This window comes from Pseudomonas sp. MS19, from assembly GCF_013277615.1.
GTDB lineage: Bacteria > Pseudomonadota > Gammaproteobacteria > Pseudomonadales > Pseudomonadaceae > Aquipseudomonas > Aquipseudomonas marincola.
This window is the reverse complement of record NZ_VBTO01000007.1, coordinates 239,214-254,000: the sequence shown is the minus strand read 5'-3', so window position 1 is coordinate 254,000 and position 14,787 is coordinate 239,214. Positions and strand designations below refer to the sequence as shown.

Genomic DNA, 14,787 nt, shown 5'->3' with positions numbered 1-14,787 from the left:
CCGCGCTACAGCGCTGCATGGCGTTTGCCGCCCGGCTCGAAAAAGCGGGGCTTGGCTTCTGCCGCGACTGTTAAGACTTTGGTCTAAGCCTCTGCCGCTGCCAGTCGCTCTACATGTTCAGCAAACAGACGCAGCGGATCAGCGCCTTTGCCAACCAAGCCGAAACTCTGGTTAACGATGTCAAAATGATCCAGCGGGTAGTTGTCGCCAATCACCTTGCCCAGATGCGAACTGTAACGCCCGACCATGCCATCGCACTGGCCAACTTCGCGGGTGAAGGTTCGGGCAAACAACCGGCACGCCACATTCGGGCCATCGAACAAATTGCCGCCACGGTTGGTAATACCGGGCTGCAATGTGCCGGACCATGAGTAGTAATAAACCCCGTTTACCACCTCATCGCCTTCACCGCCCCAAGTATGCGGCAAGCCCTGTGGATAACGCTGATTGAACAGCGCCACCCCTTCTGTGGTTAGCGAATGCTGCGCGGCTGCGGTGTCAAAGGGCAACCTGGGCCCACGGTAACCGACCTCAAGTACCGTAGTAAGCCAGACGAATGCTTGCAGCAGAGCACTCACGACTCGTTCACGCCATGAGCCTGGCCGCGCATTACGCTGCAGGAAATCACCCAGTTCAGAGCCATGATTAGGCCCCGCCACTGAGGTTACTGACGCCACCAGATCCGGACGTTTGGCTGCGGCATAGCGGGCAGTGAGCGCACCTTGGCTATGCCCGAGCAAATGCACCTTGGCAGCACCGGTACTGGCCAACACCGCGTCGATTCGCGCCAGCAGTTGCTCGCCGCGTTCCTCGGTCGAATGCACCGGCGACACCAACACCGGTATAGCCTTGGCACCGTGGCGAGCGAGCAAACGCACAATGCCGTACCAGTAGTGATAGCCCAGCAGGCTTATGAAACCGAGCAAGCCCGGCACCAAAATCAGCGGATATCGCAGTGATTGCTTCTCGGGCATTTAGGTTCATCCGTGTGTCAGGCCTGCTGACCCTTATCAGCAGTATTTGATGACCTTAGCGCATCCGCCAGAAGTCGTGCGCCAGAGCGCTCGATAAGGTGTATCAGAGCGACCAATGATGACTATCAAGGCAGACAAATTCCTATTTTTCAGCCGCGCTATATCCTGCATCAACATTGTGACGAATTGATCGTAAGGAGACCTGAAATGAAAGCCACTCTGTTCTTCAGCCTGCTGTTTTTGCTGTTCGCAGCCGACGTTTATGCGCGTCCGGTTCTGAAGCCACAACCGCTACTGGGCGAACTCAAAGACAGCCAGCCGGTTGTGCTGCAACAAAACAGCCCGCAAGCGTGAGGCGACACTGAGCTGAAACGCCTTACGGATAAATTTGCAGCCATCCGCTGCTGCTATTTGCAACCGAACTGCCAGGCATTGCGCCGGGCTCAGTGCGCCACCAGCAACACCCAAAGCGGCAGCGTAAGTGCTGCCAGCACAGTCGACAGCGAGATGGTCGAACTGACATTGCGGGTATCCAACTGGGTTTTCGCAAAGGCCAGAATATTCACCCCGCTCGGACACGCAGCCATCAACACCAGCACGCTGCGCGCATCATGGCTGAGCCCCGGAACCAGAGCCGTCGAAGTGTAGACCAGGAGCGGAAACACCAACAATTTGACGCCGCTCAGCATCACCACAGCGGTGGTCGGACGCAATCTGTATCCGGACAAACTCACGCCCAAGACGATCAACGCGCACGGCAATGCCGCTTGCGCCAGCCACTCGACCATCTGCCACAGAGGTGCGGGCACCGTGAGCCCGGACAGGTTAAGCATCGCCCCCAGCAGCAGGCCGATAATCATTGGATTCGCCAGGTTCTTCAGCAGTGCCTTGAAGTTCACCTGCTCGACGCTGCCAAACGCTGAGTAAATGCTTTGCAGGGTAAACAACGTAAGGCTGTGGAAAACCAGAATCGCAAACACATAAACCAGCCCGTCATGGCCCAGCAATGTGGTCACCAACGGGATGCCCACCAGCACGTTATTGGAAAAAGTAGCCGCCAATCCGGAGGCTGTGGCGTGGCCGGTAATGCGCTGAGCAATCAGGTTGACGCTGCAGAATACGATTAACGCCGGCACGTAATAGGCCAGCAATAACAGTGGCGACAGACCTTGCGCCAGCGGCGCTTTGGCGATCCCGATAAACAGCAAGGTCGGCATGAACAGCTTGAAGGTAATGCTCGCCAGCCCCGCCGATGATTCCTGACTCAGCCACTGCCGGCGACCCAGCACGTACCCCAGAACTATCAGGCCGAATATCGGCAAAATCGCAAGCACCGCTAGCATTTTCAGAACCGCTCCGCGAACCCTGCCTACACTGCATGAAGCTGCAAAGCGGCTGAAGGTGAGAATAGAGCGCGACACAATACCTGCAGTTTCAACTTCTGCCCACTTTGGCGGTCACATGCATATCAACGATACGCGTTCATTGCACGGAGCCCTCATGAACATAAAAGTCCTCGTCGCCGTAGTTTCTCTCAGCACGCTAGTCGGTTGCGCCGGAAGCAAGGTCGAAAACCCGATCGACTATGTCACTTACAGCGCGCAGCCGCTGGTGGATAAAGTTGATCACGACATGACCAGCAAAGAGGTGATGCAAATTGCAGGGCCACCTTCCAGCACAATCTATCGCAGCGTCGAGCCGGGTACTTGCAACAACTATGTGCTCAGTGAAGACAACCACAAGCAGCCCTACTATGTCAGCTTCAACTCCTCCGACAGGGTTGATGGCAAGGGCTTCATGACCTGCGAGCAGATGGAAAAAAATGCCCGCGCCACACTCTTTGGTGATTAGCCGATAAAACTGGCGGGAGCTGAGCAAAAAACAACCAGCCCCCGCCAGGCCATATGCCCTATGGCTTGTGGACAAGCATCCTGAGGTTATACACAGCTACGTCCACAGTAAAAATGGATAAGTCGTTCGCCAGCCACGCGCAAGCCACTGAAATAGCGGGCTTTTCGCTTGACTTGTGAGTGTTGGCAAAAGTTTTCGCTCGCATCAGAAGAGCTGATCATTTTTTAATCAGACCTTTGAAAAGCCCACCGCACTAAGGCTGTATCAATACATACCAGAGTTACCCACAACTCACTCCACAGATAAGCGGGATAACTACTTGCCGGCAATTTCTCCGATTGCGTTCAAGTGCTTGATAAACCTTGACTTATGACACCCGCCCAGAACTTTTTATCCCTGGAAAACAACTGATCAAAAAACAACCACATCGCGCAAAGCCACGTAGTTATTGGGCTTCAGCAATACATACCGATGTTACCCACAGCTCGCTCCACAGATAAACGGGATAACTGACAGCGCGACTGTAAGTGCTTGATTGGTTGTAAAAAGCTTTCGATCCACAGAGAAAGAGCCCGCTTGTGGATGCAGCGTGATTATTTGATCAAATTTCAATCAATCCCGCTCAGACCCCGTGGTTCAAGGCTTTCAGCGATACATACCGATGTTACCCACAACTCCCTCCACAGATAGTCGGGATAACTGCGCAAGCCTGAACCTCCGCCTGCCCGTAACCTCTTGAAAAAGCGGCAAAAATTCTTGACTTGCTGATCCTTGCGCAAGCTTCTTACGGACCGATTACGACTGATCATATTTTGAACATAACTCTGTAAGCCGCCTGGTTATTGGCTTACAGCAATGCATACCGAAGTTACCCACAGTTCAATCCCCAGATTGCAGGGATAACTATTCTGCAGTGCCTCGTAAGCCACTGAATTAAGGCAGTTTAATTTCGAGCAAGGCCGAGCGATGTGGGTTGATCCTGTGGCTCACTACCACGCGCATGAGCTGTTCGTTTTTTGATCAAACTTCTGTAAGCCTTATTTTTAGAGGCCCACAGCAATACATACCGATGTTACCCACAGCTAAATCCCCAGATAGTCGGGATAATTTCTCTCGATATCGATTTTGCACGTCAGTATCGCGCTGATTTAGCGGGAAAATTCTTAAAGACAGGATGTCGTAACGTATTACCACTGCCGCAGAACAGCCGCTTGTATTGAACTCAGCTGCCTGTAAGCCAAGCAGCACAGTGCCTGCAGCTGTGAAAGGAAAAGTTATACACAGCTCACCCACAGACTTTCTGGATAAGTAGTTTGATCCTGTAAACAGGGGCGTCGTGGCGCCACGAGAAAGCGCGAAAAAAACAATCAACCGCACTCAACACCGGACTGATCAAAAAACAACCATATCTATGTAAGCCACGCCTGCTGTGGCCTGCAGCAATGCATACCGATGTTACCCACAGCACATTCCACAGATAACTGGGATAAGTGAATCTACTGCGTTCTGGCTGAGTGCAATAACTGCCTGAATTAACTGAAAAAAGTCTTTACTTCAGAGCGAACCCGGTAATCTGTGCGGGCCTGAAGACAACTGGTCAAAATTCAAACAACCCTCTGTAAGCCACTCATATCAACGCTTACAGCAATGCATACCGAACTTGTCCACAGCGCTACTCACAATATCCGTGGACAAGTTACTCAACCCGTCAGACGCTTGTGAATATGTGCTTGGATCAGCCCCGCCGAGAACTGATCAAATAATCACCAACTGCGCCAGAGCCACGCAGATACGGGGCCTGCGGGTTCTACCACCACGTTATGCACAGGCCACTCCACAGCAATTGTGGGCAACGCCCTATCACGCCCATGCAAACAATCTAAGGGCGGCCGCTATGTGCATGCCTTAAGGTTATTGCAACTGAACAGGAGAACGATCATGCAACCGACCCACTGGCTACACCAACTCCTCGCTGCCTACGCTTGCGGCGCCTGCGGAAGCGACTGAGCCGCGAACAACAGCACAGTATTCGCATCCAAACATTCGTCTCGGCGTGCCAAAACGACTAACCTGAAGCCAGTATACTTCAGGAGTAGCCCATGGCTTTGCAGTCTATATGTGTGTTTTGCGGCGCCAGCACTGGCACTAATCCGCTCTATCGGGAAGCGGCGGAAAATCTCGGGCGCACCCTTGCTGAACGCGGTATCCGTCTTATCTATGGTGGCGGCGCGGTTGGCTTAATGGGCGTTGTGGCAGACGCCGCAATGGTGGCGGGCGGTGAAGTGATCGGTATTATTCCGCAGAGCCTCAAACGCGCCGAGGTTGGCCACAACGGCCTGACCCGCCTTGAAGTAGTCGACGGCATGCACGCGCGCAAGGCGCGGATGGCAGAGCTCAGCGACGGCTTTATTGCACTGCCGGGCGGTCTGGGAACTCTGGAAGAACTGTTTGAAGTCTGGACCTGGGGCCAGTTGGGCTATCACGCCAAGCCACTGGGCTTGCTCGATGTGAATAGCTTTTACTCCAAGCTGGGTAACTTCCTTGATCATCTGGTGGATGAAGGATTTGTCCGGGCCAAACATCGCGCCATGCTTCAGCTCTGCGATTCTCCCGATGCCTTACTCGATGCATTTAGCCAATGGCAGCCAATCGAACAGGCCCGCTGGCACGACCGCGAGCCCGATTAACTGGCTTGGCAGGCTCAAAGGTATAAACTGCGCATCTCACCCGCTTGTGGATAAGGAACCCCGCACATGGCCAGCAGCCTACTTGCTCTGATTGATGACATCGCCACACTGCTTGATGACGTGTCGTTGATGACCAAGGTTGCCGCAAAGAAAACCGCCGGTGTTCTGGGCGATGATCTGGCGCTCAACGCACAACAGGTGACCGGCGTGCGCGCCGACCGTGAGCTGCCGGTGGTCTGGGCCGTGGCCAAGGGCTCACTGAAAAACAAGATGATTCTGGTGCCTGGGGCAATGCTGATAAGCGCATTTATCCCCTGGGCCATTACTCCGTTGTTGATGGTCGGCGGGGCCTTTCTGTGTTTCGAAGGTTTCGAGAAGTTGGTGCACACCTTTGGCCACAAGAAAGATGCGGATCAGGCCAAACGCCAGGCCCGCCTTGAGGCGTTGGCCAATCCTGCACAAGACATGAAGACTTTTGAGAAGGACAAGGTAAAGGGCGCTGTACGTACCGACTTTATCCTCTCGGCTGAAATTATCGCCATCACCTTAGGCACTGTTGCAGAAGCCACTCTGATTGAGCAGTTCGCCGTACTCTGCGGCATTGCGGTGGTGATTACTGCCGGGGTTTACGGGCTGGTAGCAGCCATCGTCAAGCTCGATGACGCGGGCCTGTATTTGTCTCAGCGCGAAGGTGAAGGCGCGGGGATGGGCCTTGTGCGCGGCTTTGGTAACGGCATTCTGAAAACAGCTCCGTACCTGATGAAGGGCTTATCGATTGTCGGCACCATCGCCATGTTTCTGGTGGGTGGCGGCATTCTGACCCACGGCGTACCGGTTGCCCATCACTTTGTTGAACATGCTGGCGAGGTTATTTCAGCCTCTAGCGGCGTGGCATTTCTCGGCTCGATAGCGCCGAGCCTCATACACGGGGTTATAGGTGTGATTGCCGGCGCCATTGTGCTTGCGGCGGTGAAACTGTTCGGCCGGATCAAGCACGCCGTCAGCGCCTGAGCGGTTTAGCGGTTAGTGGGGCTAAATACCGCGCTTAATTGCGCTTGCCGCATCGGGGCTTTATCGCTGCCTCAGACACAAAAACGCCGGAGCATGCTCCGGCGTTTTTGTGTCCCACCGCTTTAGCTGGCGGGCTGCTGCATGATGATGGTTTGCGACGGCATCGGTGCAGGGAAACCGCCCTCGCCCAACGCGTCCTTGATCACCGCATTGGTGTCGAAATACACCTGCCAGTAATGGTCGGTATGGCAGTAAGGACGCACAGCCAGCACCGGGCCAACCAGATTGAACTCGAGAATCTCGACATCCACCGCCGGGTTCGCCAACACATTGTCGATGGCACTGATGCGCTCTTTGAGCAGCGCCACTGCCGCTTTGTAGTCCGCGGCGCCAGACAGCTGTGCTTTCAACTCGACGCGGCGATAAGCGTTATGTGAGTAGTTTTGGATATTGTCGGAGAAAATCTTGTTGTTGCCGATCAGGGTCAACACGTTATCCGGGGTATTGATCCCGGTAACGAACAGGCCGATCTCGGTCACAGTGCCGGTTACGCCGCCTGCCGAGATGAAGTCACCCACTTTGAATGGCCGCAGCACGATGATGAAACCACCCGCCGCCAGGTTGGCCAGCAAACCCGACCAGGCCATACCAATCGCCAAGCCTACTGCGGCGATCAATGCAGCCAGGCTGGTGGTCTGCACACCGAAGTAGCCAAGAATACCGATGACCAGAATGATGTTGAGGGTGACCGAGATGAAGTTACCCACATAGCGCAGAACGGTTGGGTCAACCTTCTGCTGGCCAAGGGCTTTTTGCACCATGCTGATCGCCACACCGATGAGCCAGCGACCGACGACCCAGAACGCAATTGCCGAAAGGATCTTGATCGCAAACGCAGCGCCGTATTGGGTGACCAGGTTGTAGAGCGCGTTGAGTTTTTCCGTACCGATATTGACTATCGTTGTGTCATCCATAGCCTGCTCCGAAATGCGAGGAATAATGCTGGAATAGCATTGCCGTCCTGTTCTCGCTGTCTACCGCAAGCCCGCGCTCTGCGCAGCCTAAAACAAACGATAACTAACCTTTAGGTCTGGACTTAAAAGTCCCTTCAAAAAGTTAGCACGCAGATTGAATACCGTCGAAATTGCGCCTGAAATAAGTCTCAGCCGCAGCAAAACGCCAGCGATTGCAGGCAGAGCTGTCGTTGCAGGCCGTTATAGCGCGGCGAGGGATTCGCTGGCGGCGGAAATGGGCATCACCGTCACCTGAACCTCAGGGTCGTGATTACCACCGCCCAGTATCACGCCGTGCAGCGGTGACACATCGGCAAAGTCACGCCCCCACGCCAGGGTGATGTGTTCAAGCCCAGGGCAGACATTATTGGTCGGATCGAAATCGACCCAGCCGTGCTTCGGGCAAAAAACTGAAACCCATGCATGCGACGCATCGGCGCCAATCAAACGGGCTTGGCCGGGCGGTGGCTGAGTCAACAGATAACCGCTGACATAACGCGCCGCCAAGCCGATGGAGCGTAAGCAGGCGAGCATCAGGTGAGCAAAGTCCTGACAAACACCGCGCCGCGCCTCGAGCACTTCGATCAAGGGAGTCGCCACTTGAGTAGCCACGGCGTCGAAGGTGAACTCGCTGAAAATCTTCTCCATCAACGCCTGGACACCCAGCAGCAGCGGCCTGTCTGGCGGGAAGCAGTCCGCGGCGTAATCTGCAAACCGCTGTTTGAGATGCACATAGGGTGACTCGAAACGATAGCGCAGCGCATTCAGTGCCTCACCGGCAAACGGTTGCCCCGAGTACCCCAGCGCAGCGCGTGCCTGCTCCCAAGGTGGCGAGGCCTGTTGATGGACAACCGGACGCGGCAGAACCTCGATGTGCAAGCGCGCCAGAACACTCAGGCTGTCGTGCGGCCGCTCGAACACCATGCGGGTTAACGGATTACCAAACACATCTTGGCGCTCGATGCGCTGACACGGCGACGGACTGACCTGCAACGCCTGGCCATGACAAATTTGCCAGGCACATTCACGCGGCCACAGGTGTGCCAACTGCTGGGCCAGCGAAACGGGTGCCGAATAGCGGTAATGAGTATCGTGGAGGATTTCGTACTGGGCTGAGCGCGTCATGTTGACAGGGTCCGCTTGCTGGCATCGACATGCACAAAGAAACGTAACCCCAGATTATCAGATGCCTGCCCGGCCGCCAGCGCGATGTCATCAAGCAACCCGGCGAGCCCATCCAGCACGGCCTCAATGCTGCTGGCACCGAACAATACGTTTTCCAGCGAGCTCAGCTTGAAGCTGCTCAATTGCCGCTCAAGCGCAACCAGAGCGCCGTCGTCGCTGTAATCAAAACGCTCACCCAGATAGTCCAGCGAGCGCAACAGATTGCGCAGCTGGAAGATCACCGCATGCGGGTTTTGCTCATCAAGCAACAGCAGATCCAGCACCGGGATCAACTGGGCGAATGCCAGATAGCGGGTGCGATAAGTAATGCTGCTGTTGCCCAATTCCAACAGCCACTCCAGCGCCGACTGATCCTGCGCGGCAGCGTGACGTAAAAAGCCGCTGATGCTCTCCGCCATGAACTGCAGCCGTTCAATAGCGCGACCGATAATCAAGAATCGCCAGCCGTCATCGCGGGTCATGTCGTCCAGGGCGAAACCGGACAAGGCCGCCAGTGACATCAGCAGACCTTCAAGGAAATCCAGTGATTCACCGACATCACCGTTGGGCTTTTGCAGCTCCTGCGCTTCACGTTGCAGCTCAAGCAGCGCCTGCCAGTTGGCTTGCGATAACTTGCCGCGCACGCTGCCTGCGGTCCAGATCAGGCGTTGCAGATTAGCCTGCAGGCTCGCCGGCCAATCTGCGCCCAGCAACGCCTCAAACAAGCGCTGCTCAAGGCTGCTGAGGTCATCATCTTCTGCCGGCAGCAGCCCCAGTCGTTCACCCAAGCACAGCGCAGCGTCCAGCGCCTGCGGAGCGTCATCATCGACATAACGCCCAAGCATGATGCGCAGCAGTCGCGCGGAGTCCTCACAGCGCGCGCTGTATCGGCCAAACCAGTACAAATTCTCGACCACACGCGATGGCAGGAACGGGTCACTGCGCACCAGATCAGCCGTGCCGACCGGGCGCACGCCCTGCCAGGGTTCGTTACCGGCGACGCGAGCACCCAGCACCCAGGTGTCTTTACTGGTGCCGCCACGTTGCATCGACACCACTTCGGCATCAGCATCGGCAGCCACCCGCGTCAAACCACCGGGCATTATGCGATAGCCATCGGCGCTGGCGACCGCAAATACGCGCATGCCGATCGGGCGTGCCTGCAGGTTGGCCGTTTCCTCTTCCCACACCGGAGCCTGCGAGAGCTGCGCCAGTTCGTGGGCGACATACACGTAAGGTCGGGCTTTGAGGCGCGCCATCAATTCAGCGCGCTTGGCTGCATCCAGTTCGCCGGGCAATACCGGGGTAAATTTTTGCGAGGGGAAACACGAGCGCAGCACCAGCGATGGCATCTTCTCCAGTGCTTCATCGAGAACCGGCGGCTCACCGCACCACCAGCTGGCAATGGACGGTAACAACAGCGGCTCACCCAGCAATTTCTCGCTGATGGCTGGCAAGAATCCGGGCAGCCCGGGCGACTCCAGTACGCCACTGCCCAGCGCATTAGCCACCAACACCCGGCCCTGACGCACCGCTTCAAGCAAACCGGGCACACCCAGCTCGGAATCTGTACGCAGCTCCAGCGGGTCGCAAAAATCATCATCAAGTCGCCGCAACACAGCGTGTACCCGACGCAGGCCAGCCAGGGTTTTCAGGTAAACCGTCGCTTCGCGCACCGTGAGGTCACTGCCCTCAACTAGTGGATAACCCAGTTGGCGGGCCAGATACACATGCTCAAAGTAGCTTTCGTTAAACCGCCCAGGCGTCAGTAACACCACCAATGGCGTCTCGTCCTGCGCAGGCGCCTCGCGAGCCAGCGTGTCCTGCAGGTTACGAAAGAAGCTGGCGAGATACTGCACATGCAAATCGCGGTAAAGATCAGGCCACGCCTTAGAGATGATTTGCCGGTTCTCCAGCGCATAACCCGCGCCAGATGGCGCTTGTGTACGGTCTGCGGTAACCCACCAGCGACCATCGGGAGCGCGCGCTAAATCGACCGCGTAGAAGTGCAGAAAGGTGCCGCCCGGTGGCTTGATGCCCTGACAGGCCCATAAGTAATTGTTGTGACCGAAGATCAATTCGGCCGGCAACAAGCCTTCGGCTATCAGCTCTTGCGGGCCATAGATATCGGCCAATACCTGATTCAGCAAGGTGGCGCGCTGGGCGACACCGGCGGCGATCTGCTGCCACTCATTGGCAGGAATCAGATTGGGCAGCAGGTCCAGTTCCCAAGGGCGATCAGCGCCTTCGGGGTCGGCGTAAACGTTGTAAGTAACACCGTTTTCCTGAATCTGCCGGCTGACCAACGCCTGGCGCTGCTGAATCTGCGCGGGCGTGCTGCGCTGCAACTGCTGATACAGCCGCTGCCAATGCTCGCGCACCCGCCCTTTGCTATCCAGCAGTTCGTGGTATGTGCCCGCACTTCGCGGGTAATCAGCTAGCAGGTCAGCCATCAAGGTCTCGGCAGCAAGTCAATCAGCGCTCACTAACACTAAGTTAAATGTTCAACTTCGGCGCAGGTCGAGGGTCATTGGCAATTCATTATTAGGCACTTCAGGTTGTACAAACCGCTTGCCGGGACTATGGCCGATACGGAAGAAACGCGCCAGCCTGCGGCTCTCGGCCTCATAAGCGTTGATTGGCAAGGTCTCATAATTGCGCCCTCCGGGATGCGCCACATGGTACTGGCAACCGCCCAGCGAGCGATTCATCCACGTATCGATCAAGTCAAACACCAACGGCGCGTGAACGCCAATGGTTGGTTGCAAGCAGTTCGACGGCTGCCATGCGCGGTAACGCACACCGCCGACAAACTCGCCAACTTTGCCGGTTGGCCGCATCGGCACAGCGCGGCCGTTGCAGGTCAGCACAAAGCGATCCGGCAGCATGCCCGAGACCTTGACCTGCATGCGCTCCAGCGATGAGTCGACATAGCGCACCGCGCCACCGGCAGCGCCCTCCTCACCCAACACATGCCAGGGTTCAAGCGCCTGCCGCAGTTCCAGTTCGATGCCCTTAACGTTGAAGTCACCCGCGCGCGGGAAACGAAACTCCAGATGCGCCGCGAACCATTCCGGGCGCATGCGATAGCCAAAACAGCTCAGCTCTTGCAGGACATCGGCAAAGTCCTGCTCGACATAATGCGCCAGCAGGAATCGGTCATGCAGTTCGGTGCCCCAGCGCACCAGCTTGGCCGGGGTATAGGGTTCTTTCCAGAAGCGCGCCAGCAATGCGCGGATCAACAGCTGTTGGGCCAGGCTCATTTGTGCATGCGGCGGCATCTCGAATCCGCGCAGCTCAACCAGCCCCAAGCGCCCAGTCGCCGAGTCCGGCGAGTACAGTTTGTCGATGCAAAACTCAGCGCGATGGGTATTACCGGCCACATCCACCAGCAAGTTGCGCAGCAAACGATCGACCAGCCACGGCGGGCAATCACGCCCGGGCTCGGGCATTTGCGCGAAGGCTATTTCCAACTCGTACAAGGCATCGTTTCGCGCCTCGTCTACCCGCGGCGCCTGCGAAGTCGGGCCAATAAACAGGCCCGAGAACAGGTACGACAGCGACGGATGATTGTGCCAATAGCTGATCAGGCTGCGCAGAACATCCGGACGCCGCAGAAAGGGCGAGTCGGCCGGTGTCGCACCGCCGAGAACAATATGGTTACCGCCACCCGTGCCAGTGTGGCGGCCGTCGATCATAAATTTCTCGCTGCTCAGCCGGCACTGACGCGCCGCCTCATAAAGAAACTCGGTGCGTTCGACCAATTCATCCCAGCTCGACGCCGGATGAATATTGACTTCGATAACGCCCGGATCAGGCGTTATGCGGAAAAACTGCAAGCGCGGATCGTGTGGCGGCTCGTAGCCTTCCAGCAATACCGGACAATCCAGCGCTTCGGCCGTCGCTTCAATGGCGCTGACCAGTTGCAGGTAATCTTCCAGCTTGCTCAGCGGCGGCATGAACACATACAAGCGGCCATCACGCGGCTCAACGCACAGCGCGGTGCGCACGATGTTACTTGCCGACTTGCCGCGCACCGGGCGCTCGCTGGTAGAGTTCTGATTGCCCTGCCAGACGCCACGCAACTGCGCGCGTAAGGTGGAGGCGTTTGGCAAAGGCGCAAACTTTTGCGACGGGTCTTCAGGGTTTATGTACGGATAATCCTGTTTACGCACCCAAGGCTGCGACTCAAGCGGCAAGCGATAGCCCAAAGGCGAATCCCCCGGCACCAGCCGGCAATGCTCGCCGCGCAGGAACCAACTGCCGGTCTGCCAACCCACGCCACTGTCCAGCCGCGCCAACGGCAAGACGTAGCCGACGACCTTATCGAGGCCCTGCTCGAATACTTTGCGCAGCCGCTCGCGAGCCAGCGGATCTGACAGCTTCGGGTCCTGCGGGGTGACGTTGTCGGGCAACGAGCCTTCTTTCCACAGGTAATACAGCCAGTCTTCATAGGCTGCAAAGGCGTGCTCGCCGGTAATGCCCAAACGCTCGGCCAGTGACGCAACGAACGCGGCAGCTTGCGCCGCGTCTGCGCCGTAATCGGTTTGCTCATCGGCATAGAGCGCCGGGTTGTGCCAGATCGGCTGATGGTCACGACGCCAGTAACAGTTGAGTGACCAGCGCGGCAATTGCTCACCGGGATACCATTTGCCCTGACCAAAATGCACCAAAGACTGCGGCGCGTAATGCTCACGTAACAGCGTGAACAGATCGCTGGCCAGGCGGCGCTTATTCGGCCCCAATGCGGCGACGTTCCACTCATCGTCATCCGGATAATCCAGCGCCACAAAGGTCGGCTCGCCGCCCATGGTCAGGCGTACATCCGCACTTAACAGGTCTGCATCCACCTGTTTGCCCACTGCATTGATCGCGTTCCATTGTTGCTCGGAATAAGGCTTGGTAACGCGTGGCGCCTCCCAGATACGCTCGACATGCATTTCATGCACAAGCTCACTGTCGCATTCATCCACGCCGCCGGTAATCGGCGCAGCGGAGGATGGTTCCGGGCTGCAGGCCAATGGGATATGCCCCTCACCGGCAAACAAACCGCTGGTTGCATCCAGCCCAACCCAACCGGCGCCTGGCAGATAAACCTCGCACCAGGCGTGCAAATCGGTGAAATCAACTTCGGTGCCGGAAGGCCCATCAAGCGCTTTGACGTCTGCGCTGAGCTGGATCAGATACCCCGAAACAAACCGTGCAGCTAACCCGAGGTGGCGCAGCAGCTGCACCAGCAGCCAAGCGGAGTCGCGACACGAGCCCGAGCCGTTGCTCAGCGTCTCATCCGGGCTCTGCACGCCCGGCTCCATGCGGATCAGGTAGGCAATATCCGCCGCCACCCGCTGATTGATCGCCACCAGAAAATCGATGCTGGGGGTGGGCGTCAGCTCTATCGCTTGCAAGTACTTGGCAAAGCGCTCGGTGGCCGGCAGTTTGACCCGATACGGTGCAAGCTCGCGCTGCTCGCTGTCAGTGTAATCGAACGGGATTTTCTCGGCGTAAGGCTCAAGGAAAAAGTCGAATGGGTTGAACACCGCCATCTCGGCGACCAGATCAACCTCCACCTTCAACTCGGTGGTCTTCTCGGGAAACACCACACGGGCGAGATAATTGCCCTGTGGATCTTGCTGCCAGTTGATGAAATGCTCACCCGGCTCTACGTTCAATGAATATGACAGCACACGGGTACGGCTGTGAGCCGCCGGGCGCAGGCGAATAATCTGCGGCCCAAGATTCACCGCACGGTCGTAGCGGTAATGAGTAACGTGGTGCAGCGCAATATGAATCGACACAGCATGCCTCCCGCGAGCCTTGACGATAACCGGACAGCGCAAGAGTTATGCCAGCCGCGTCGCAGCGCGAGATGGCATGCGGGCAGCAACGCGAAAGGCACCAAAACAGCGCACAAACCGGAAGGAACTTCGGGGCACGCACAAAAGCGGCCCCTGTATAGCAATCAGCGCAAGCCAAACTCCCTGGCCCTGCGCTCGCATGTTGTAACCGGCCTCAACTGCTTTACGCCAGCAACTTACCTACTGTGGCGTGCATCCGGTAACATCAGCAGACCGAAATAAGAGACGCCGC

General features: G+C 57.0%; 10 protein-coding genes. 4 read left to right on the top strand and 6 right to left on the bottom strand.

The window, feature by feature from the left end:
* Positions 1-83 precede the first annotated feature (83 nt).
* Positions 84-974 (bottom strand): triacylglycerol lipase, encoded by an 891-nt coding sequence (locus FEZ62_RS07070; RefSeq protein ID WP_090515544.1) that lies wholly within the window; start codon positions 972-974, stop codon positions 84-86.
* Between the two features lie 207 nt (positions 975-1,181).
* Here FEZ62_RS07070 and FEZ62_RS07065 point away from each other — a divergent pair, with 207 nt between their 5' ends.
* A complete protein-coding gene (locus tag FEZ62_RS07065; RefSeq protein ID WP_170827707.1) occupies positions 1,182-1,328 on the top strand; it encodes a hypothetical protein in 147 nt (48 codons plus the stop codon).
* Between the two features lie 89 nt (positions 1,329-1,417).
* Here FEZ62_RS07065 and FEZ62_RS07060 read toward each other — a convergent pair whose 3' ends face one another.
* A complete protein-coding gene (locus FEZ62_RS07060) occupies positions 1,418-2,317 on the bottom strand; it encodes an AEC family transporter (RefSeq protein WP_090515545.1) in 900 nt (299 codons plus the stop codon).
* Between the two features lie 157 nt (positions 2,318-2,474).
* Here FEZ62_RS07060 and osmE point away from each other — a divergent pair, with 157 nt between their 5' ends.
* From osmE to FEZ62_RS07045, 3 genes are all read left to right on the top strand, one after another.
* Complete coding sequence (gene osmE / locus FEZ62_RS07055; protein WP_069898534.1) at positions 2,475-2,825, top strand: osmotically-inducible lipoprotein OsmE; 351 nt, start codon at positions 2,475-2,477, stop codon at positions 2,823-2,825.
* Between the two features lie 2,099 nt (positions 2,826-4,924).
* Positions 4,925-5,512, top strand: coding sequence for a TIGR00730 family Rossman fold protein (locus FEZ62_RS07050; RefSeq protein ID WP_172927244.1), 588 nt, complete (start codon positions 4,925-4,927; stop codon positions 5,510-5,512).
* Positions 5,513-5,578: 66 nt separating this feature from the next.
* Positions 5,579-6,523 carry a DUF808 domain-containing protein gene (locus tag FEZ62_RS07045; RefSeq protein ID WP_172927243.1) on the top strand — a complete coding sequence of 315 codons (945 nt, stop codon included), beginning with the start codon at positions 5,579-5,581 and terminating at the stop codon, positions 6,521-6,523.
* A 122-nt stretch (positions 6,524-6,645) separates the two neighbouring features.
* On the opposite strand, the gene FEZ62_RS07040 is transcribed toward FEZ62_RS07045, so the two are convergent.
* The 4 genes from FEZ62_RS07040 to FEZ62_RS07025 all read right to left on the bottom strand — a co-directional run bounded on the left by FEZ62_RS07040 (position 6,646) and on the right by FEZ62_RS07025 (position 14,495).
* The gene (locus FEZ62_RS07040) at positions 6,646-7,497 is read right to left on the bottom strand and encodes a mechanosensitive ion channel family protein (RefSeq protein ID WP_172927242.1); all 852 of its coding nucleotides are present in this window, start codon (positions 7,495-7,497) and stop codon (positions 6,646-6,648) included.
* A 240-nt stretch (positions 7,498-7,737) separates the two neighbouring features.
* On the bottom strand, positions 7,738-8,661 hold the full coding sequence (locus FEZ62_RS07035) for a transglutaminase family protein (RefSeq protein ID WP_172927241.1): 924 nt from the start codon (positions 8,659-8,661) through the stop codon (positions 7,738-7,740).
* Positions 8,658-11,153 (bottom strand): circularly permuted type 2 ATP-grasp protein, encoded by a 2,496-nt coding sequence (locus FEZ62_RS07030; RefSeq protein WP_172927240.1) that lies wholly within the window; start codon positions 11,151-11,153, stop codon positions 8,658-8,660. Before FEZ62_RS07030 ends, FEZ62_RS07035 begins: the two co-directional genes overlap by 4 nt.
* Before the next feature lie 51 nt (positions 11,154-11,204).
* Positions 11,205-14,495, bottom strand: coding sequence for a transglutaminase family protein (locus FEZ62_RS07025; RefSeq protein WP_172927239.1), 3,291 nt, complete (start codon positions 14,493-14,495; stop codon positions 11,205-11,207).
* Positions 14,496-14,787 lie beyond the last annotated feature (292 nt).